The following is a 20,254-nucleotide window of genomic DNA, read 5'->3' on the forward strand; positions in this document are numbered from 1 at the left end:
GGTCCGCCGCCGTCCCAACCCCACAGAGAGAGGAGTACTGGAATGAACGCACGCATGGAACATGGCATCGGGTTCGACCCGATCGAGACGGCCAGCCGCGACGAACTGCGCGCCCTGCAGCTCGAGCGCCTGAAGAAGACGGTGCAGCACGCCTACGACAACGTCCCGCACTATCGCCGCAGCTTCGAGGCGGCCGGCGTCCATCCGTCGGACCTGAAGACGCTGGAAGACCTTTCCAAATTCCCCTTCACGGTGAAGCAGGACTTCCGCGACAACTATCCCTTCGGCCTTTTCGCCGTCCCGCGTGAAGAAGTCGTCCGCGTGCATGCGTCGAGCGGCACGACCGGCAAGCCGACCGTCGTCGGCTACACGCAGAACGACATCAACAACTGGGCGAACCTCGTCGCGCGTTCGATCTACGCGGCGGGCGTGCGCAAGGGCGACGTCGTGCATATCTCCTACGGCTATGGCCTCTTCACCGGCGGCATGGGCGCGCATTACGGCGCCGAGCGCCTCGGCTGCACCGTCGTGCCGATGTCCGGCGGCCAGACCGAGCGCCAGGTCCAGCTGATCCAGGACTTCAAGCCGAAGGCCATCATGGTGACGCCGTCCTATATGCTCAACATCCTCGAGCAGTTCGTGCGCCAGGGGCTCGACCCGGCCGAGTCGTCGCTGAAGATCGGCATCTTCGGCGCGGAGCCCTGGACCGAGGCGATGCGCCACGAGATCGAAGCGCGCGCCGGCATCGACGCGGTCGACATCTACGGCCTGTCCGAAGTGATGGGACCGGGGGTCGCGAGCGAGTGCATCGAGAGCAAGGACGGCCCGGTGATCTGGGAAGATCACTTCTACCCCGAGATCATCGACCCCGAGACCGGCGAAGTGCTGCCCGACGGCGAGGAGGGCGAGCTGGTCTTCACCTCGCTGTCGAAGGAGGCGCTGCCGGTCATCCGCTACCGCACCCGCGACCTCACGCGCCTGCTGCCGCCGACTTCGCGCTCGATGCGCCGCATCGGCAAGATCACCGGCCGCTCGGACGACATGCTGATCATCCGCGGCGTGAACGTGTTCCCGAGCCAGATCGAGGAGCTGATCCTGAAGCAGAAGGAGCTGTCGCCGCACTACCAGATCGAGCTGACCCGCGACGGCCACATGGACAAGATGGAAGTCGTCGTCGAACTCTCGACCGAAGCGGCCGACCTCGGTCCGCTGCGCCAGCAGGAGCTCGCGAAGCTGCTGCAGCACAACATCAAGTCCTACATCGGCATCAGCACGAAGACGACGATGGCCCAGCCCGGTTCGCTGTTCCGCTCGGTCGGCAAGGCCAAGCGCCTGATCGACAAGCGCAACGTGACGGCCTGAGGAGGTGGAGACGATGAACAACGCCTACATCTGCGACGCCATCCGCACCCCCTTCGGCCGCTACGGCGGCGCGCTGTCCGCGGTCCGCGCGGACGACCTCGCGGCACTGCCGATCCGTGCGCTGGTCGAGCGCAACCCCGGCGTCGACTGGTCCGCGGTGGATGACGTGATCTACGGTTGCGCGAACCAGGCGGGCGAGGACAACCGCAACGTCGCGCGCATGGCGGCGCTGCTGGCGGGGCTGCCGCAGGACGTCCCCGGCACGACGCTGAACCGCCTGTGCGGTTCCAGCCTCGACGCGGTCGGCATGGCCGCGCGGGCGATCAAGTCCGGCGAAGCCGACCTGCTGATCGCCGGCGGCGTCGAGAGCATGAGCCGCGCCCCGTTCGTGATGGGCAAGGCCGAGACGGCGTTCTCGCGCAGCGCGAAGATCGAGGACACCACGATCGGGTGGCGCTTCGTGAATCCCTTGATGAAGGCGAAGTACGGCATCGACTCGATGCCTGAAACCGCCGAGAACGTCGCGACCGAGTTCAACATCAGCCGCGCCGACCAGGACGCGCTGGCGCTGCGTTCGCAACAGCGTTGGGCGGCCGCGAACGAGGCGGGGCTCTTCGCGAACGAGATCGTGCCGGTGCAGATTCCGCAGAAGAAGGGCGATCCGAAGCTTGTCACGACGGACGAGCATCCGCGGCCGGAAACGACGCTAGAGACGCTGGCGAAGCTGAAGGGCGTGGTGCGCCCGGACGGCACGGTCACCGCGGGGAACGCCTCGGGCGTCAATGACGGTGCGTGCGCGGTGCTGCTCGCGTCCGAAGCCGCGGTCGATCGCTACCGCCTGAAGCCGCGCGCCCGAGTCGTCGCGATGGCCGCGGCGGGACTCGCGCCGCGCATCATGGGCTTCGGCCCGTCGCCGGCGTCGAAGAAGGTGCTCGCGAAGGCCGGCCTGACGCTCGCCGACATGGACGTGATCGAGCTCAACGAAGCGTTCGCCGCGCAGGCGCTCGCGGTCACGCGCGACCTCGGCCTGCCGGACGATGCCGCGCACGTGAATCCGAACGGCGGCGCGATCGCGATGGGCCATCCGCTCGGCGCCTCCGGCGCACGCCTCGTCACCACGGCGTTGAACCAGCTCGAACGCACGGGCGGCCGCTACGCCTTGTGCACGATGTGCATCGGCGTGGGGCAGGGCATCGCGCTGATCATCGAGCGCGTGTGACCCAGCGACGGGCCACATAGGCCGCAAACATACCGAGGCAACGATCTCCGTTCGCTGCGGGCCCTTCGACACGGTTTGAGACAAGCGTGTCGAAAGGCTGCGGCCGGGCTTCCAGGGGCCCGGCACGGACGGGATTTCGTTGACGGGGTAACAAGAAAGATATTGAAGGAGACTCCCAATGGAAAAGCGCACTTTCATCAAGTTCACACTCGCTGCGGCGGCCTGCGCCGCCCTCGGCACGGCTTACGCCGCGGACCCGATCCGCATCGGCGCGGTGCTGTCGGTCACCGGCCCGGCGGCCTACCTCGGCGACCCCGAGCTGAAGACGCTGCAGATGTACGTCGAAACGCTGAACAAGAACGGCGGCGTGCTGGGTCGTCCGCTCGAACTCGTGCATTACGACGACGGCAGCGAATCGGGCAAGGCGAACGGTTTCGCGAAGCGACTGATCGAGAATGACAAGGTCGATCTCATCATCGGCGGCACGACGAGCGGGGCGACGATGGCGATCGCGCCGCTGGTCGATCGGGCACAAGTGCCGTTCATCTCGCTCGCCGGCGCGGTGGTCATCGTCGAGCCGACGAAGAAGTGGATGTTCAAGACGCCGCACACGGACCGCATGGCGGCCGAGCGGGTCTTCGACGACATGAAGAAGGCCGGCCTGACGAAAGTCGCGCTGCTGTCCGAGAACAGCGGCTTCGGCCAGTCGGGACGCAAGGAAGCGCAGGCGGTCGCCGGCAAGTACGGCATCACGCTGGTCGCCGACGAGACCTACGGTCCCAAGGACACGGACATGACGGCGCAGCTCACGAAGATCAAGGGCGCGCCGGGCGTGCAGGCGGTCTTCGTGTTCGGCCTCGGCCAGGGTCCGGCGGTCGTGACGAAGAACTTCGCGCAGCTCGGCATCAAGCTGCCGCTATACCAGTCGCACGGCGTGGCCTCGGGCGAGTACATCCGCCTCGCCGGCCCCGCCGCGGAAGGCGTGCGCCTGCCGTCGCCCGCGCTGCCGATCGCGGCCAAGCTGCCGGCCACCGATCCGCAGAAGAAGGTCGTCAGCGACTACGCGAAATCCTTCTCCGAGCGCTGGAAGTCCGAGCCTTCGACCTTCGGCGGTTATGCCTATGACGGCCTGATGCTCGCCGCCGATGCGATCCGCCGGGCCGGTTCCACCGACAAGGCGAAGGTACGCGACGCGCTCGAGGCGACGACGAACTTCGTCGCGACGAGCGGGGCCTTCAACATGTCCGCGTCGGATCACATGGGCCTGAGCCTCTCGGCCTTCCGCATGCTCGAGATCCGTAACGGTGACTGGACGCTGCTGAACTAAGCGCCGCGATTCCCCACGGCGGGCGCTTCGGCGGCCGCCTCCCGCTGCCTGTGCATCGAAACGCCCCCGGGCTTCCCCGGGGGCGGCGGGAACCCGTTCGTCCCGAATTCCGAAGGAGTATTCCGTGCTGTCCGAACTGCTGCAGTTCCTCTTTTCCGGACTTACCGTCGGCGCGATGTATGCGCTGGCCGCGGTCGGTTTCTCACTCATCTACAGCGCCTCGGGCGTGATCAACTTCGCGCAGGGCGAGTTCATCATGCTCGGCGGCATGTCCGCGGCGCTGCTCGTGCAGGCGGGCGTCCCGCTGCCGCTGGCAATCGCGCTCGCGGTGCTGGCCGCGGCGGTGGCCGGGCTGATCGTCGAGAAGCTCGCGATCGAGCCGGCCGGCAATTCCGAAGTCGTCACGCTGGTCATCATCACGATCGGCGCATCGCTCACGCTGCGCGGGCTCGCTGAAGTGTTCCTCGGCAAGGGCAACCACGCGCTGCCGGCGTTCTCGGGCGAGGAACCGATCGCGATCCTGGGCGCGACGCTGATGCCGCAGAGCTTGTGGGTGATGGGTGTGACGCTCGTCGTGGTCGTCGCGCTCGCGCTCTTCTTCGGCCGCACGACCCTCGGCAAGGCGGTGCTCGCGACCTCGTGCAACAAGCTCGCCGCGCAGCTCGTCGGCATCAACACGCGCTTCATCCTGCTGCTCGCGTTCGGCCTGTCCGGGGCGCTCGGCGCCTTGGGCGGCATCCTCGTCGCGCCGATGACCTACACCAGCTACGACGTCGGCATCATGATGGGCCTCAAGGGCTTCGTCGCGGCGACCCTCGGCGGTCTCGGCAGCGGCGTCGGCGCGATCGTCGGCGGCCTCTTGCTGGGCGTCGTCGAGGCGATGACCGCCGGCTACATCTCGTCCGCCTACAAGGACGCGATGCCCTTCGTGCTGATCCTTCTCATCCTCTTCTTCCTGCCGCAGGGCCTGTTCGGGAAGAAGACCACCGACCGGGTATGACCATGAAACCGACCACACGTGGATTCCTGTTCCTCGCGTTCGTGCTGGCGGTGCTGCCGTTGGCGCTGCCGAACGCGTATTACTACGACCTCGCGATCCGCATCGCGATCAACGCCAGCATCGCCGTCGGCCTCAACCTGCTGATCGGCTACACGGGCCAGATCAGCCTCGGACACGCCGGCTTCTTCGGCATCGGCGCCTACGCGTCGGCGATCCTGACGAGCCGCTACGGCTGGCCGTCGGGAGTTGCGCTGATCGCCGGAGCGGCGGCGACCGCGCTCCTCGCATTTGCCGTCGCGCGTCCGATCCTGAAGCTGAAAGGGCATTACCTTGCGATGGCGACGCTCGGGCTCGGCATCATCCTGTCGATGCTGATCGTCAACGAGACCGACTTCACCGGGGGGCCGGACGGCATGCCGGTCGACGCCTTCAGCTTGTTCGGCTGGCAGATCACCGGCGAGCAGACCTGGTATGCGGTCGTCGCGGTGATGCTGCTGCTGGTCACGCGCGCGGCGCTGAACCTGATCGACGCACCGGCCGGACGCGCGCTGCAGGCGATCCATGGCTCGGAGATCGCGGCGCGCGTCGCCGGCATCGACACCACCTCGTTCAAGGTGCGCGTCTTCGTCCTCTCGGCCGTCGTCGCGAGCGTGATGGGCAGCGTCACCGCCCATTACGTCGGCTTCCTGACGCCGGGCGCGGCGGGCTTCTTCCATTCGATCGAGCTCGTCACGATGGTCGTGCTCGGCGGCATGGCGTCGGTGTTCGGCTCGATCCTCGGCGCGGTCGTGCTGACGCTGCTGCCGCAGCTGCTGTCGGCGTTCGAGGGCTGGGAGACGGTGGTCTTCGGCCTGATCCTGATGCTGACGATGATCTTCCTGCCGCGCGGCATCGTCCCGACGCTGCGCCTGAAGTTCGCGGGGAGGGCCGCGTGATGCTGCAAGTGCGCAATCTCTCGAAGACCTTCGGCGGCGTGAAGGCGGTGCAGGACGTGTCCTTCACCGTGCGGGCGGGGACGATCCATGCGGTGATCGGCCCCAACGGCGCCGGCAAGACGACGCTCTTCAACCTCATCACCGGCATCTACACGCCGACCAGCGGCGAGATCCTGTTCGACGACGCGCCCGCGGGCGGTGAGAGCCCCGACCGCCTCGCGCGCCGCGGTATGAGCCGGACGTTCCAGAACCTGCAGGTGTGCATGAACATGAGCGCGATCGAGAACGTCATGGTCGGCGCGCACCTGCGGCTCGGTTCGAGCCTGCTCGCCGGCTTGTTCCGCTTGCCGGGGCTGGCGAAGGCGGACGCCGAATGCCGCGACGAAGCCGCGCGCCTGATGGACTTCGTCGGCGTCGGCCAGTATCGCGACACCCATGCGAGCCAGATGTCCTACGGCGCGCTGAAGCGCCTGGAGATTGCCCGAGCGCTGGCGGCGAAACCGAAGCTGCTGCTGCTCGACGAGCCGGCCGCCGGCCTCAACCACACCGAGACGGGCGAGATCGAGGCGCTGATCCGCAAGATCGCCGACTCGGGCATCACGGTCGTCCTCGTCGAACACGACATGAAGCTCGTCATGAACCTGTCGGACCACATCCTCGTGCTCGACTACGGCCGCAAGCTCGCCGAAGGCACGGCCGCCGAGATCCGCGACAACCCCGACGTCATCGCCGCCTACCTCGGCGCATCGGCCTGAAGGAGACGACCATGGAAGTTCTTGAATCGCGGATGCTCGCTCTCGACATCATCCAGGCCGAGCATCGCGGCATGTGGCGCGTCGCCACAGCCATCGATGCGCTCGCCGAGGCGATGGGCGAAGGACGCGAGGTGCAGGCCGCCGCAGAGACGACGGTGGAACTGCTGGAATACCTGGATGCGTACATCGACCGCATCCACCACCGCAAGGAAGACGAGTTCCTGTTCCCGGCCCTGAGCCGGCGCGACCCCGCCGCCGCGGCCGCCATCGCGCGGCTCGAGGCCGAGCACCGCGACGGGCCGGCCCACCGCGACGGTGTGCATGCGCTCGCGGTGGCGTTCCGCGACGGGCAGCGTGGCGAGCAGCAAACCTTCCTCGACACGTTGCGCGAGTTCGCCGAGCATCTGCGCCAGCACATGCGCCTGGAGGAGACGGCCGTCATCCCCGCCGCGCGACGTGCGCTGGCGCCCGAGGACTGGGAGCGGATCGACGCGGCTTTCGCCGCCGACGAGGACCCGCTGTTCGGCGTCCGTTCGCGCGGCGACCTCGACGCGCTGAAGGCACGCATCATCGCGCTCGCGCCCGAGCCGATGGGCCTCGGCGGGCGGCGCGAGAGCACGTCCTTCGTGCCCGCGCCGAAGCCGGTGCGCGAGACCATCCTCGAAATCCGCGGCCTGACTTCGCACTACGGCCGCATCCAGGCGCTGCACGGCATCGACCTCGACGTGAAGCAGGGCCAGCTCGTCGCGCTGGTCGGCGCGAATGGCGCCGGCAAGACGACGCTGCTGCGCACGATTTCCGGCGTGCAGCCGGCGTCGGGCGGGGTGGTGCGCTTCGGCGGTGAGGACATCACCCGCGTCGCGCCGGAAAAGCGCGTGCGCGCGGGCATCTGCCAGGTACCCGAAGGGCGGCAGGTGTTCGGCCCGATGAGCATCGAGGACAACCTGCGCCTCGGCTCCTACTCGCGCCGCGACCGCGAGATCGAGCAGGACATCGAGCGCATGTTCGGCATCTTCCCGATCCTGAAGGAGAAGCGCGCGCTGCCGGCGGGGACGCTCTCCGGCGGCCAGCAGCAGATGCTCGCGATGGCGCGCGCGCTGATGGGACGGCCGAAGCTGCTGCTCCTCGACGAACCTTCGATGGGTCTCGCTCCGCTGCTCGTGGAGGAGATCTTCCGCGTCATCCGGCGCCTCAAGGCCGAAGGCATCACGATTTTCCTCGTCGAGCAGAACGCGCACGCCGCGCTCGCGATCGCCGACATCGGCTACGTCGTCGAGACCGGCCACACGATCCTCAGCGGCCCGGGCCCCGAGCTGCTGCACGACGAACAGGTGAAGAAGGCTTATCTGGGCATGTGATGCCCGTCACCAAAAATGGGAGAAATACCGTGTCCGATCTCCACGATTCAAAGGACAAGCTTGCCGAACCGCTGGTCCTGGCCGAGCGCCGGGGCCGTGTCGGCCTGCTCACGCTGAACCGCCCCGACCACCTCAACGCGCTGAGCGATGCCGTCATCGACCTGCTCGGCGACGAGCTCGAGGCGATGGACGCCGACGAGTCGATCGGCGCGATCGTCATCGTCGGTGCCGGCAAGGCCTTCGCGGCCGGCGCCGACATCGGCGCGATGGCGCAATGGAGCTACATGGACGTCTACAAGACGAACTACGTGTCGCGGAACTGGGACCGCCTCGCCCGCGTCCGCAAACCCGTCATCGCGGCGGTTCGCGGCTTCGCGCTCGGGGGCGGGTGCGAGCTGGCGATGACCTGCGACATGATCATCGCCGCCGAAGACGCGCGATTCGGCCAGCCTGAAATCCGCCTCGGCGTGCTGCCGGGCGCAGGAGGCACGCAACGACTGCCGCGGGCGCTGGGCAAGGCGAAGGCGATGGACCTGTGCCTGACCGCACGCATGATGGATGCGCAGGAAGCCGAGCGCGCCGGGCTCGTGTCGCGCGTCGTCCCGGTCGAGAGCCTGCTCGACGAGGCCCTCGAAGCGGCCGCGCGGATTGCCGGCTTCTCGCTGCCGGTCGCGATCATGATCAAGGAATCGGTGAACCGCGCCTTCGAATCGGGACTGTCGGAGGGGCTGCTGTTCGAGCGACGCACGTTCCACGCGAGCTTCGGCCTGCAGGACCAGAAGGAAGGCATGGCGGCCTTCGTCGCCAAGCGCCGCGCGAGCTTCACGCATTGCTGAGCCGCGGCGAATCGGGAAAACGGGAGATCGAAGTGACACAAGCAGTATCCATCGAACGGCACGGCGACGTCGTCGTGCTCGTGATCGACAATCCGCCCATCAATGCGGGCTCCGCCGCGGTTCGTCGCGGCCTGCTCGAAGGCATCGAACTGCTCAAGCGCGACGACGCGCTCGCGGCGGCCGTGATCATCGGCGCCGGCGACACCTTCATCGCGGGTTCGGACCTGAAGGAGTTCGGCCAGCCGCTCGAACATCCCCAGCTGCCCGCCGTGATCGCGGCGATCGAGAACTGCGGCAAGCCGGTGGTGGCGGCGCTCGACGGTGCCGCGCTCGGCGGCGGCCTCGAACTCGCGCTCGGCTGCGATGCCCGGGTCGCGACCGCGCGCGTCGTCGTCGGCCTTCCCGAGGTCACGCTCGGCATCATCCCGGGGGCGGGCGGCACCCAGCGGCTGCCTCGCGTCGTCGGCATCCCGCGCGCGATCCGCATGATCTGCAGCGGCGAACGGATTTCGGGTGAGGCGGCGTTGGCCGCGGGACTCGTGGACGAAGTCGCCGCCGGCAAGCTCGCGGCCGCGGCGATCGCGCACGCCCGCGGCCTGAAGGGAAAATCGCCGCTGCGTGCGGTGGCGCCGCCGCCGGCGGAATCAGCGGAAATCGAAGCCGCAACCCGCGACGCGCTGCGCGCCGCAAAGAACCGTCCCGCCGCGATCGCCGCGATCGAAGCGGTGAAATCCGCGGCGACCCTGCCGATCGAAGAAGCGCTGGCAAAGGAACGCGCCTCTTTCGAAAGCCTGCGCCTGTCGCGGGAAGCGCACGCGCTGCGTTACCAGTTTTTCGCCGAGCGCGACGCCGCGCGTCACCCGAAACTCAAGGGCCTCGCTCCCCGTCCCGTCGCTCGCGTCGCGATCATCGGCGCAGGCACGATGGGCTCGGGCATCGCGATCGCCGCGCTCGAAGGCGGCTACGACGTCCTCCTGCTCGAACAGGATCAGGCCGCGCTCGATCGCGGCACGGCACGCATCACCGAGCACTACCGCAGCCGCGTGAGCGCCGGCAAGCTCGATGCGCGCCGCGCCGACGCCACGCTGGCGCGCCTCGACAGCAGCATCGACTGGGACCGGGTCGCCACGGCGGACCTCGTCATCGAGGCCGTGTACGAGGACCTTGCGGTCAAGCAGGACATCTTCCGCCGCCTCGACCGTGTCGCGCGCGCCGGCGCGATCCTCGCGACGAACACGTCCTATCTCGATCTCGACGCCATCGCGAACGTCACGTCGCGGCCGCAGGATGTCGTCGGCCTGCACTTCTTCAGCCCCGCGCACGTGATGCGGCTGCTGGAAGTCGTCAGCGGTGCCGCGACGGCGCCCGAGGTGCTCGCCGCCGCGCTCGGAGTGGGAAAACGTCTGCGCAAGACCTGCGTCCTCGCCGGCAACGCTTTCGGTTTCATCGGCAACCGCATCTACTCCGCCTATCGCAAGCAGTGCGAGTTCATGATCGAGGAAGGCGCCTATCCCGAACAGGTCGACGCCGCGTTGGAAGCCTTCGGCTTCGCGATGGGCCCGTTCGCGGTCGCCGACCTTTCCGGGCTCGACATCGCGTGGCGTATGCGACAGAACACGGCGTCCACCCGCGACCCCGCACATCGCTATGTGCGCATTCCCGACATGCTCTGCGAGGCGGGGCGACTGGGGCGCAAGGCCGGCGGCGGCTACTACGCCTATGGCCCCGACGGACGCCGCAAGGCCGACCCCGAAGTGCGCCGGCTGATCGACGACGCGAGCGCCGCCAAGGGCATCGCACGCCGTCCGTTCGATGACGAGGAAATCCGCCGCCGCGCGCTGCTCGCGATGACCAACGAAGCGGCGCTGCTGCTAGCGGAAGGCGTGGCGCAGCGCCCGAGCGACGTGGACGTTGTCCTGACCAACGGGTATGGCTTCCCGCGCTGGGAGGGCGGCGTCGCATTCCGTGCGTGGGAGCGTGGCGAGGATGCGCTGGCCGACGACCTCGACTGGCTGGGAGCTTTCAGCGGACCGGGCTTCGTCCGGGGCGACATGCGCTACCTGGCGGACTCGCTCGGCTGACGCCGCCGAAGGCCGGGGCGGTTCCCGACGATCGCGGCGGACTGCGCTCGGCGCTTGACTTCGGGCAGCGCGACGACGGGGTTCGGCGTGCCGTCGGGCGGAATGACGGCGGGAATTCCCCGCCGTCCGCAGGTTGTCGCGGGCGGACTTCCGATGCCGCGTGTTCGCTCGCGTTTTGCGCAACTTCCCGGATGGGTCCGCCGGGATCATTCCGCTGCGGTCAGCAGCCCGACGAGGCTCTCCAGCGCCAGCGAAGGCTGCCCGCGCCAGACGAGGTGGGTCCGGTTCGTCGCGACATGTTCCGGCAAGCCGTGCTGATTGACCTTGTCGGCCGCGTGCAGCGCGGCGAGCACCGATTTCGGGACGATCGCGAAACCGGTGCCCGCGGCGACGCAGGCGATCATGCCTTGGTAGGAGGCGAATTCGAGCGCGCGCTCGGGCATCACGTTGTCGGCGCTCAGCCAGTCTTCGAGGCGCTTGCGGTAGGAGCAGCCGTGCGCGAACGCGATCATCGTGCTGTGTCCGAGGTCCTTCGCCGACCGGATGCGATCGACGGCCTTCGCGGTGATCAGCACGAGTTCCTCGCGGAACACGGGCGTCGCCGCGAGGTCCGGCGCAGTGAAGGGTTCGGATACGAAGGCGGCCTCGAGGTCGAAGTTGTTGACGCGGCTGATCAGTGCGCCGGTGGTGCCGGTGACGAGTTCGACGACGACGCCGGGGTTGTCCGCGTGGTAGCGCGACAGGATCGGTGCGAGGCGGCTGCCGGCGGTGCTTTCGAGCGAGCCGAGACGGAAGATCCCCTGCGGCTTGCGGCTGCGCATCTCGTTGACTGCCTCGTCGGCAAGCCGCAGCAGGCGCACCGCGTAGTTCAGCAGCGTGTGCCCTTCGGCTGACAGGGCCAGCGTCCGGCCCTCCCGGCGGAACAGGCGCACGCCGAGGAATTCCTCGAGCTGCCGCACCCGCGTCGTGACGTTGGACGGGACGCGGTGGAGCTTTTCGGCGGCCCGCACGACGCCGCCTTCCTCGACGACGGTTCTGAAAATCGCAAGGGATTCGAGGTCGACTGTTCTCATTTTGTGAATGTTAGTTCACATTTATTCATTAGTCAGCACGCATCGTCCCGTGGCCTAATGAAGGCATGAACCCGAAAATTCCGGAAATGCACTCCGACGCTGCCGCCGTGCGCGCGATTGCGGCGGTCGTCGTCGCGGCGATGTTGTCGCTCGCGGTCGCGATGGGCGTTGGCCGCTTTGCCTTTACGCCGCTCTTCCCGCTGATGGTCCGCGACGGGCTGCTCGGCAACGAGAGCGGCGCGTGGCTCGCCGCCGCCAATTATCTGGGCTATCTCGCCGGCGCTTTGCTTGCCGCGCGCGTGCGCCTGCGGGCGGCGAGCCTGCTCGCGCTCGGGCTTGTCGGCACCGTCGCGGTGACCGGCGCGATCGGGTGGACGTCGTCGCTGCCCGCGTGGGCTCTGCTGCGTTTCGTCGCCGGCGTGCTGAGCGCCTGGACTCTCGTCGCGACTTCGGCCTGGGCGCTCGCGTGGCTCGCCGCGCACGGCCGGCCGCAACTCGCCGGTGCCGTCTTCGCCGGCGTCGGTGTCGGTATCGTGGCCGCCGGCGTGTATTGCGCGCTCGCCGCGCGGCCGGACGTGAGTGCGCAACGCATGTGGATCGAGCTCGCCGCGCTCGCCGCCGTCGCGATCGTCTTGCCGCTGGCGGCGAGCCGCCGGTATTTGGCGCCCGCCGCATCCGCCGAGGCGGGCACGACCGGCAGGCCGAACCGTCCCCCTCCGGCCGGCACCGGCGGGATCGTGTTCGCCTACACGCTGTTCGGTTTCGGCTACATCCTGCCTGCGACCTACCTCCCCGCGCAGGCGCGCCAGTTGATCGACGATCCGCAGATCTTCGGCTGGGCGTGGCCGGTGTTCGGCGCTGCCGCGGCCATCTCGACGCTGATCGCGGCGTGGGGCCTGCGGCGGTTCGACCGGCGCAACGTCTGGGCGACCAGCCATGCGGTGATGGCGGTCGGGGTGCTGCTGCCGGCCGTCTGGGCGTCGCTCGCGAGCATCCTCGTCGCGGCGCTGTGCGTCGGCGGCACTTTCATGGTCATCACGATGGTCGCGATGCAGGAAGCGCGTGCGCGGGCCGAACACAACGCGACCGCGATCCTCGCGCGGATGACAGCCGGATTCGCGTTCGGGCAGCTGATGGGGCCGGTCGTGTCGGCCGCGCTCGCCCGCGTGACGACCGATTTCTCGACCGCGCTGAATCTTGCGCTGCTCGCGGCGGCGTGTGGTCTCATCGCTAGCGCGCTCTATCTCCGCTACGAAGTCCATCAACATCGTCTGGAGGACTCCTGCCATGCCTGATCGCGAAACTCGACGTCCCACTCCGCAAGGCTTCGGCGAATCGAACGCCGAGCGCTTGCCGATTCCCGAACGCAGCGTGATGAACGAGGCGCAGCGCGCCGCGGCCGACGCGATCATCAACGGTCCGCGCAAGGCGATCTTCGGCCCGTTCGTGCCGTTGCTGCAGACGCCGGCGCTGATGGAGCGCATCGGCAAAACCGGCGAAGCGCTGCGCTTCGAAGGCATCCTGCCGGAACGCGTGCGCGAGCTCGCGGTCTGCATCGTCGCGAGGGAGACGGGCAACCAGTTCGAATGGCAGACGCACGCGCCGCTCGCGGTGAAGGCGGGCGTCGAGGCTTCGGCGATCGATGCGCTGGCCGCGGGACGCACGCCCCGGAACCTCGCCGCCGAGGATGCGTGCGTGTGCGATTTCGTCACCGAATTGATGCAACGGCATGGCGTCAGCGATGCGACTTTCGCCGACGCGACCGCGCGCTTCGGCGAGCCCGGCGCGGTCGAACTCACCGCCCTCGTCGGTTATTTCGTGATGGTGTGCTGGATCATGAACGTCGCGCGCACGCCCGGGCCGAGCGGCTCGATGACGCCGAAGCTGCGCGCCTTCCCCGGCTGAGTTGCCGCGACATCGGAGGATTCGCTGATGGCTCAGGTATCCGTCTTCATCGGCGGCATCCGTCCGCTGCCCGAATCGGGGCGTCCGACCGGGATGTACAAGTCGCCGCCGAACGGTCCCGTCGATGTCGGGCGCGAAGGATTCGTCGGCGACCAGCAGGCGGACCGGCGGGTTCACGGCGGGCCCGACAAGGCCGTCCATTTTTATCCGGCCCGTCATTACGAGGCGCTCGCCGCGCGCTTTCCCAAGGCCCGCGACGAGCTGCGGCCGGGATCGATAGGCGAAAATCTCTCGTCGCCCGATCTCGACGAGCGCGACGTTCGCGTCGGGGACATCTGGCGCCTCGGTTCGGCCCGGTTGCAGGTGTCCCAGCCGCGCACGCCGTGCTGGAAGATCGACGAACGTTTCGGCTGTGAAGGCATGACCGCATTCGTCGCGGAACACCTCCTGACGGGCTGGTACTGGCGCGTTCTCGAACCCGGCCGGGTGTCACCCGGCGATACGCTCGACTTGCTGACGCCGGCACTCGACGCGCCGACGTTGCGGGACGCGATGCTGCTGTGGCAGGAACATCGCCCGCCGCTTGCCGCGCTCGAGCGGCTCGCGCGGATGTCCGGCATCGGTGCGCGCTGGCGCGAGAAGATCGAGCAGCGGCTGGCGTGGTTGCGGAAAGCAGGCGGGTAGCCGCAATGATCCAGGGCTCGCCGATGCGAGGTCATCGCCCGTCGGCCGCTGGCGCCTCCCCGAACATCGACTCCTGCGCGGCATTGCGCAGCGCGACGACGGCGGGGTGGGTCAGCCGGCGTTCGACCGAGATCGCGTAGAAGCGGACGACGACGTCGCGGGCGAGGCCGATCGGCTCCGTCCCGTACTGCGTGCGCAGCTCCTCCTCTAGGATCGCCGGCGCCGGAAAGACGCCCGCGCCGGCTTTTCCGAAAGCCTTCATCAGTGCCGTGTCGTCGAACTTGCCGACGATCTGCGGGTGGATGCGGTTGTCGTGGAGCCAGCGCGCGACTGGGGCCTGCACCGCGGCGCGATCGCCCGGCAGCAGCATCGGCGCGCCGTCGAGCGAGGCGGGAAAGGCCGGGCGATAGCGCGCGGCGAGCGCGGGCACGCCGAAGAACGCGACCGCGCTCTGCCCGAGCGCATGGCTGTAGCCACGCACCCCCAGTTCCGACGGCAGCTGCCGGTCCGCGATCACGAGATCGAGCTTGTGGATCGCGAGTTCGCCGAACAGCCGGTCGAGCTTCTCCTCATGGCAGACGAGGCAGACACGCTCAGGGAGATCGAGCGCCGGCGCGAGAAGGCGATGCGCGATCGACTTCGGCACCGCATCGGCGATGCCGACCCGGAACAGCAGATCGCCGCCCGCGGAGCCGCTGCGCAGGGACTGCTCGAGCTCGTTGCCGATCTGGAAGATCTCGTCGGCGTGCGACAGCGCGAGCTTGCCGGCGGACGTGAGGTCCAGCCGGCGTCCGACGCGGCGGAAGAGGTCGGCGCCGAGCGAGCGCTCCAGCTCGGCGAGCTGGCCGCTGATCGTCTGCGGCGTCAGGTGGAGGCGCTCGGCCGCGCGCGTGATGCTGCCGTGGCGGGCGACGTTCCAGAAGTAGTAGAGCTGCTTGTAGTTCAGCATGTCCGGGGGATTCTGCTATCAGTCTGTGACGAACAAAGCGACAAGAATTATCTGCTTTTCTTGATGGTGAAGCGAAGCCATCATGGGGTCGTCCCATGTGGGAATTTTCAAGGGAGATTGCCATGCAGATCGAAATCCATGCGCGTGGCTTCGTGCTGACCGACGGCCGCCGCGAGGCGGTCGAGCGGCGGCTTCGCTTCGCGCTCGGGCGGTTCGACGAGCGGCCTTTGCGTGTGACGGTGCGGCTGTCGGACATCAACGGGCCGCGCGGCGGCGAGGACAAGCACTGCGCGATCCGCGTGCGCGTCGGCGGCCTGCCGGACATCGTCGTCGAGGACACCGAGGCCGATCTGTACGCCGCCGTGAACCGCGCGACCGAGCGCGTCGCCCGCACGCTGCGGCGCAAACTCCAGCGAGCCCGCCCGAGCTTCGACCCGCGGATCGGCGAGAGCGCGGATGACGAGGAAGGCTGGCCGCTGTTCGCCGACAACGAGGACGGTCGCGGCGCCGCGGTCGCCTACTGACCGTCTTTCCGCTGCCCCGGGCGTGGCGTCGCGCCTGCGCGCCTTGCCCGGCGGCTTCCCGCAAACAAATTCCTCTTTTCCCCCATGAATTCCGATGTGTCGGTCGGCGAGCCGTGGATGTGGGCGGCGTTCGTCGGCTTCGTGCTGGTGATGCTCGCGCTGGACCTCTTCGTGTTCGGCGGCCGCAAGGTGCATCGCGTGAGTGTGAAGGAGGCCGCGGCCTGGTCGTTCGCGTGGTTCTCGCTGGCATTGCTGTTCAGCGCCGGCCTGTGGTGGCACCTCGACGCGACGCTCGGCCGGGACATCGCCGACACAAAGGCGCTCGAGTTCCTGACCGGCTACCTGATCGAGAAATCGCTGTCGGTCGACAACGTGTTCGTGTTCCTGCTGATCTTCTCGGCGTTCAAGGTCGTGCCCGAATTCCAGCGCCGCGTGCTGTTGTACGGCGTGCTCGGCGCGATCGTGATGCGCGCGGTGATGATCCTCGGCGGCGCGTGGCTCGTGCGCGAGTTCGACTGGGTGCTGTACGTGTTCGGTGCGTTCCTCGTCGTCACCGGCCTCAGGATGCTCGCCGCCGCCGACGAGGAGCCGGACCTCGGGCGCAACCCGGTGCTGCGCTTCGCGCGGCGGCACTTGCGCGTCTCGGAAGGCGAGCACCGCGAGGACTTCTTCGTAGTGCGCGATGGCGTCCGCCACGTCACACCGCTCTTCCTGGTGCTGATCCTCGTCGAGGCGTCGGACCTGATGTTCGCGGTCGATTCGATCCCGGCGATCTTCGCGATCACGACCGACCCGTTCATCGTCTTCACGTCGAACATCTTCGCGATTCTCGGCCTGCGCGCGCTGTATTTCCTGCTCGCCGACGTCGCGAACCGCTTCCACCTGCTGAAGTACGGCCTTGCGATGGTGCTGACCTTCATCGGCGTGAAGATGCTGGTCGCCCCGTGGTACCACGTGCCGGTTGGCGCGTCGCTCGCGACCGTGTCGGTGCTCATCGGCGCGAGCGTCGTCGCGAGCGTGATCGCGACGCGGCGCAACGGACGTATCCGCTCCTGAAATCCCCTTCCGGAAGCGCCGGTGATCGACGTCGTCCGCATCGAAGTGATCTGCGCTCGGCCGCTCGCCGAGACGCTGCTCGCACACGTGCAGGAACGCTACTACGCGAACTACGCGATGGTCGCGTTCCTGCATGGGATCGAGATCCTGCGGCCGGAGAAATTCTCACGGCGCCGCCGCGCCATCAGCCTTTCACGCACAGCACCTGCCGCAGCGTATGCACGACCTCGACGAGGTCAGTCTGGTTCGCCATGACCTCGTCGATGTCCTTGTACGCGCCCGGGATTTCGTCCACGACGCCGACGTCCTTGCGGCAGACGACGCCGCGGGTCTGCTGCGCGAGGTCGGCGCTAGTGAAGGTCTTCTTCGCCTCGGTGCGGCTCATGCGGCGGCCGGCGCCGTGGGCGCACGATTCGAAACTCTCCGGGTTGCCCTTGCCGCGCACGATGTAGCTTTTCGCGCCCATGCTGCCCGGGATGATGCCGAGTTCGCCGCGGCCGGCGCGGATCGCGCCCTTGCGCGTGACCCAGACGTCGGTGCCGTAGTGGCGTTCGCGTGCGACGTAGTTGTGGTGGCAGTTCACCGCTTCGGTCGTGACTTCGAATGGCGGGAGGTGGCGAGCGAGCGCGGCGAGCACGCGGCGCATCATCTCGTTGCGGTTCTCGCGCGCGTAGCCCTGCGCCCACGACACCGCCTCGACGTAGTCGTCGAAATGCCGCGTGCCTTCGGAGAGGTACGCGAGGTCGTTGTCGGGCAGGTGCGCGTCGAGCCGCGCCATGTCCTCGCGGGCGAGCGCGATGAAATAGCTGCCGATGCGGTTGCCGATGCCGCGGCTCCCCGAATGCAGCATCACCCAGACGCGGTCGGCCTCGTCGAGGCACAGCTCGATGAAGTGGTTGCCGCCGCCGAGCGTGCCGAGCTGGCAGACCCACGCGTTCGCGTTCGCGACACCCTTGCGCAGGCCGGGATGCTTCGCGTAGATGCGCTCGAGTCCCGGCGCGAACGGCCTCGCCGCTTCGGTCGGCACGTCGCGCCCGCTGTACTGGTCGCGCCCGACCGGCACGTCGCGGCTGATCTGGTCGAAGATCTGGCGCAGCAGCTTTTCGTTCAAAGCGTCCGCGCTGATCGACGTGCGCGCAGCGATCATCCCGCAGCCGATGTCGACGCCGACGGCGGCCGGGATGATCGCCTTCTTCGTCGCGATCACGCTGCCGACGGTCGCGCCGATGCCGGTATGCACGTCGGGCATCGCCGCGACGTGGTGATGGACGATCGGCAACTGGGCGATGTTCGCGAGCTGCTGGCGCGCGCTCGCCTCGATTTCGCCGGTCCACACCTTGACCGGCACTTCGCGTCCTTCGATGGTTTGCAGAATCGGCATTCGGGTTTCCTGTGTTCGAGCGCATGGGCCTGGCCGCGCTCATCCATCCAGCGTGTCGCGCACCGTCTGCGCCAGATCCTCGATCGCATAGGGCTTGCTGAGCAGCTTGACGTCGGCGCCGAGCGCCTCCATTTGCTGGATCGCGTTGCCCGTGTAGCCGGAGGTGTAGATCACTTTCAGGTCCGGGCGTTTCGATTGCGCAGCCCGCGCGATGTCCGGGCCGTTCATTCCGCCGGGCAGCACGACGTCGGTGAACAGCAGCGCGACGCCGGGCTCCGCGTCGAGCAGCGCGAGCGCTGTCTGGCCCTCCGCCGCCGGCAGCACGCGGTAGCCCAGCGCGGTGAGCAGGCGGCAGACGAGATCGCGCACGTCCTCCTCGTCCTCGACGACGAGGATGGTCTCGCGCCCGACCGGCTGGGGCGATTCGGCCTCGCCCGATTCCGCGCCCGCCTCGGCGGGCTCTACGATTTCCGGCAGGAAGAGCTTCACCGTGGTGCCGATCCCGGGTTCGCTGTAGATCTTCACGTGCCCGCCGGACTGCTTGACGAAGCCATACACCATTGCGAGCCCGAGGCCGCTGCCTTTGCCGGTCTCCTTGGTCGTGAAAAACGGCTCGAACGCGTGGCTCGCGACGTCGTCGCTCATGCCGGTCCCCGTGTCGGAGACCGCGAGCATCACGTAACGGCCCGGCGTGACGTCAACCTCGAGCGACGCGTAGTGCTCGTCGAGCTGGGTCGCCGTGGTCTCGATCGTCAAGGTGCCGCCGTTGGGCATCGCGTCGCGCGAATTGACGGCGAGGTTCAGCAACGCGGTTTCGAGCTGTGTGACGTCGGCCATCGCCAGCGGCAGGTTCGGCGCCTCGACGACGTTGATCTGCACCTGCTCGCCGAGCGAGCGGCGCAGCAGCGGCGCCATGCTCGAAATCATCTCGTTGAAGTCGACGGGGACCGGCGCGAGCCGCTGCTTGCGCGAGAACGCGAGCAGGGTCCGGTTGAGATCGGCGCCGCGGCGCGCGGCTTTCAGCGCACCCCTGATCAGCTCGTCCGCGAGCGGGTCGTTCCGGAGGTGGCGCGCGAGCAGTTGCAGGTTGCCCATGACGACCGTGAGCAGATTGTTGAAGTCGTGCGCGACGCCGCCGGTGAGCTGGCCGACCGCTTCCATCTTCTGCGCCTGGTGCAGCTTGCTCTCGGCCTCGTTGCGGTCGGCCGTTTCGGTCTGCAGCGCGAGGTTCGCGCGTTCGAGCTCGCCAGTGCGCTGCTGCACGCGCTGTTCAAGCTCGTTGCGCGCCTCGCGCAGCGCGCGCTGCACTTCGCGGCGCTCGGTGATGTCGCGGATCGACGCCGACACCAGAACCCCGTCGTCGGTGTGCAGCGGACTGAGGCTGATTTCGACCGGCAGCTCGCTGCCGTCCTTGCGCCGCGCGGTGAGATCGAGGCCGCTGCCCATCGGGCGGACCGCCGGATTGGCAATGAAACCGCCGCGCATCCCGATATGGGCCGCCTGGACACGGGCGGGCACGAGAATCTCGATCGCCTTGCCGACCAACTCGTCCCGTCGGTAGCCGAAAAGCTTCTCGGTCTGCGCATTCACGAGGACGATATTGCCGGCCTGATCGACGACCACGATACCGTCCGGCGCGGTCTCGATGAGCACCCACGCGCGCTGCTCGATTTCGCGGCTCCGCGCGAGTTCGGCCTCCAGCCGGGCGATTTCTGTGGAAGGGGAGTCGACGTCGTCTTTCATCTTGCAAGCACCCTGCGGAGTGTGCGAGTCGAGAGTCAGCATCGCCGACATTCGGCCGATCGGCCA

General features: G+C 68.2%; 18 protein-coding genes. 14 read left to right on the forward strand and 4 right to left on the reverse strand.

The genetic code is table 11. The annotated features are described in order from the left end of the window. Nucleotides 1-42 precede the first annotated feature (42 nt). The 9 genes from paaK to V6M37_RS00495 all read left to right on the forward strand — a co-directional run bounded on the left by paaK (nucleotide 43) and on the right by V6M37_RS00495 (nucleotide 10,873). The gene (gene paaK / locus V6M37_RS00450; protein WP_332669950.1) at nucleotides 43-1,362 is read left to right on the forward strand and encodes a phenylacetate--CoA ligase PaaK; all 1,320 of its coding nucleotides are present in this window, start codon (nucleotides 43-45) and stop codon (nucleotides 1,360-1,362) included. Between the two features lie 13 nt (nucleotides 1,363-1,375). Continuing rightward, nucleotides 1,376-2,581, forward strand: a complete 1,206-nt coding sequence (gene pcaF, locus V6M37_RS00455) for a 3-oxoadipyl-CoA thiolase (protein WP_332669952.1) — start codon at nucleotides 1,376-1,378, stop codon at nucleotides 2,579-2,581. Nucleotides 2,582-2,759: 178 nt separating this feature from the next. After that, entirely contained in the window at nucleotides 2,760-3,908 is a 1,149-nt protein-coding gene (locus V6M37_RS00460) for an ABC transporter substrate-binding protein (RefSeq protein ID WP_332669954.1), read from the forward strand. A 124-nt stretch (nucleotides 3,909-4,032) separates the two neighbouring features. Beyond that, the gene (locus V6M37_RS00465; RefSeq protein WP_332669956.1) at nucleotides 4,033-4,908 is read left to right on the forward strand and encodes a branched-chain amino acid ABC transporter permease; all 876 of its coding nucleotides are present in this window, start codon (nucleotides 4,033-4,035) and stop codon (nucleotides 4,906-4,908) included. A 2-nt stretch (nucleotides 4,909-4,910) separates the two neighbouring features. Then, on the forward strand, nucleotides 4,911-5,843 hold the full coding sequence (locus V6M37_RS00470) for a branched-chain amino acid ABC transporter permease (RefSeq protein ID WP_332669959.1): 933 nt from the start codon (nucleotides 4,911-4,913) through the stop codon (nucleotides 5,841-5,843). Continuing rightward, nucleotides 5,843-6,598, forward strand: coding sequence for an ABC transporter ATP-binding protein (locus tag V6M37_RS00475; protein ID WP_332670011.1), 756 nt, complete (start codon nucleotides 5,843-5,845; stop codon nucleotides 6,596-6,598). Before V6M37_RS00470 ends, V6M37_RS00475 begins: the two co-directional genes overlap by 1 nt. An 11-nt stretch (nucleotides 6,599-6,609) precedes the next feature. After that, entirely contained in the window at nucleotides 6,610-7,956 is a 1,347-nt protein-coding gene (locus V6M37_RS18695) for an ATP-binding cassette domain-containing protein (RefSeq protein WP_442880960.1), read from the forward strand. A 29-nt stretch (nucleotides 7,957-7,985) separates the two neighbouring features. Continuing rightward, the gene (locus tag V6M37_RS00490; RefSeq protein ID WP_332669961.1) at nucleotides 7,986-8,792 is read left to right on the forward strand and encodes an enoyl-CoA hydratase; all 807 of its coding nucleotides are present in this window, start codon (nucleotides 7,986-7,988) and stop codon (nucleotides 8,790-8,792) included. A gap of 32 nt (nucleotides 8,793-8,824) precedes the next feature. Next, complete coding sequence (locus V6M37_RS00495; RefSeq protein ID WP_332669963.1) at nucleotides 8,825-10,873, forward strand: 3-hydroxyacyl-CoA dehydrogenase NAD-binding domain-containing protein; 2,049 nt, start codon at nucleotides 8,825-8,827, stop codon at nucleotides 10,871-10,873. A 206-nt stretch (nucleotides 10,874-11,079) separates the two neighbouring features. On the opposite strand, the gene V6M37_RS00500 is transcribed toward V6M37_RS00495, so the two are convergent. Then, nucleotides 11,080-11,946: a LysR family transcriptional regulator gene (locus tag V6M37_RS00500; RefSeq protein ID WP_332669966.1), complete on the reverse strand. Its 867-nt coding sequence runs from the start codon at nucleotides 11,944-11,946 to the stop codon at nucleotides 11,080-11,082. 86 nt (nucleotides 11,947-12,032) lie between these two features. Between V6M37_RS00500 and V6M37_RS00505 the strand changes: the two genes are divergently transcribed. Genes V6M37_RS00505 through V6M37_RS00515 form a run of 3 tightly spaced genes read left to right on the forward strand, consistent with a single transcriptional unit; the run spans nucleotide 12,033 to nucleotide 14,535 of the window. Then, the gene (locus V6M37_RS00505; protein ID WP_332669968.1) at nucleotides 12,033-13,241 is read left to right on the forward strand and encodes a YbfB/YjiJ family MFS transporter; all 1,209 of its coding nucleotides are present in this window, start codon (nucleotides 12,033-12,035) and stop codon (nucleotides 13,239-13,241) included. Continuing rightward, a complete protein-coding gene (locus V6M37_RS00510; protein ID WP_332669971.1) occupies nucleotides 13,234-13,851 on the forward strand; it encodes a carboxymuconolactone decarboxylase family protein in 618 nt (205 codons plus the stop codon). Before V6M37_RS00505 ends, V6M37_RS00510 begins: the two co-directional genes overlap by 8 nt. Nucleotides 13,852-13,878: 27 nt before the next feature. Beyond that, entirely contained in the window at nucleotides 13,879-14,535 is a 657-nt protein-coding gene (locus V6M37_RS00515) for an MOSC domain-containing protein (RefSeq protein ID WP_332669973.1), read from the forward strand. A 31-nt stretch (nucleotides 14,536-14,566) separates the two neighbouring features. On the opposite strand, the gene nhaR is transcribed toward V6M37_RS00515, so the two are convergent. Beyond that, nucleotides 14,567-15,484 (reverse strand): transcriptional activator NhaR, encoded by a 918-nt coding sequence (gene nhaR, locus V6M37_RS00520; RefSeq protein ID WP_332669975.1) that lies wholly within the window; start codon nucleotides 15,482-15,484, stop codon nucleotides 14,567-14,569. Between the two features lie 122 nt (nucleotides 15,485-15,606). Here nhaR and V6M37_RS00525 point away from each other — a divergent pair, with 122 nt between their 5' ends. Together V6M37_RS00525 and V6M37_RS00530 are read left to right on the forward strand one after the other, a co-directional pair. Continuing rightward, on the forward strand, nucleotides 15,607-16,008 hold the full coding sequence (locus V6M37_RS00525) for an HPF/RaiA family ribosome-associated protein (RefSeq protein WP_332669978.1): 402 nt from the start codon (nucleotides 15,607-15,609) through the stop codon (nucleotides 16,006-16,008). 84 nt (nucleotides 16,009-16,092) lie between these two features. Beyond that, complete coding sequence (locus tag V6M37_RS00530) at nucleotides 16,093-17,064, forward strand: TerC family protein (RefSeq protein ID WP_332669980.1); 972 nt, start codon at nucleotides 16,093-16,095, stop codon at nucleotides 17,062-17,064. Nucleotides 17,065-17,248: 184 nt separating this feature from the next. Here V6M37_RS00530 and V6M37_RS00535 read toward each other — a convergent pair whose 3' ends face one another. Both V6M37_RS00535 and V6M37_RS00540 read right to left on the reverse strand, forming a co-directional pair. Then, a complete protein-coding gene (locus V6M37_RS00535) occupies nucleotides 17,249-18,445 on the reverse strand; it encodes an RtcB family protein (RefSeq protein ID WP_332669983.1) in 1,197 nt (398 codons plus the stop codon). Nucleotides 18,446-18,484: 39 nt separating this feature from the next. Next, on the reverse strand, nucleotides 18,485-20,188 hold the full coding sequence (locus V6M37_RS00540) for a PAS domain S-box protein (RefSeq protein WP_332669985.1): 1,704 nt from the start codon (nucleotides 20,186-20,188) through the stop codon (nucleotides 18,485-18,487). Nucleotides 20,189-20,254 lie beyond the last annotated feature (66 nt).

This window comes from Aromatoleum sp. (assembly GCF_036675785.1).
Lineage (GTDB): Bacteria > Pseudomonadota > Gammaproteobacteria > Burkholderiales > Rhodocyclaceae > Aromatoleum.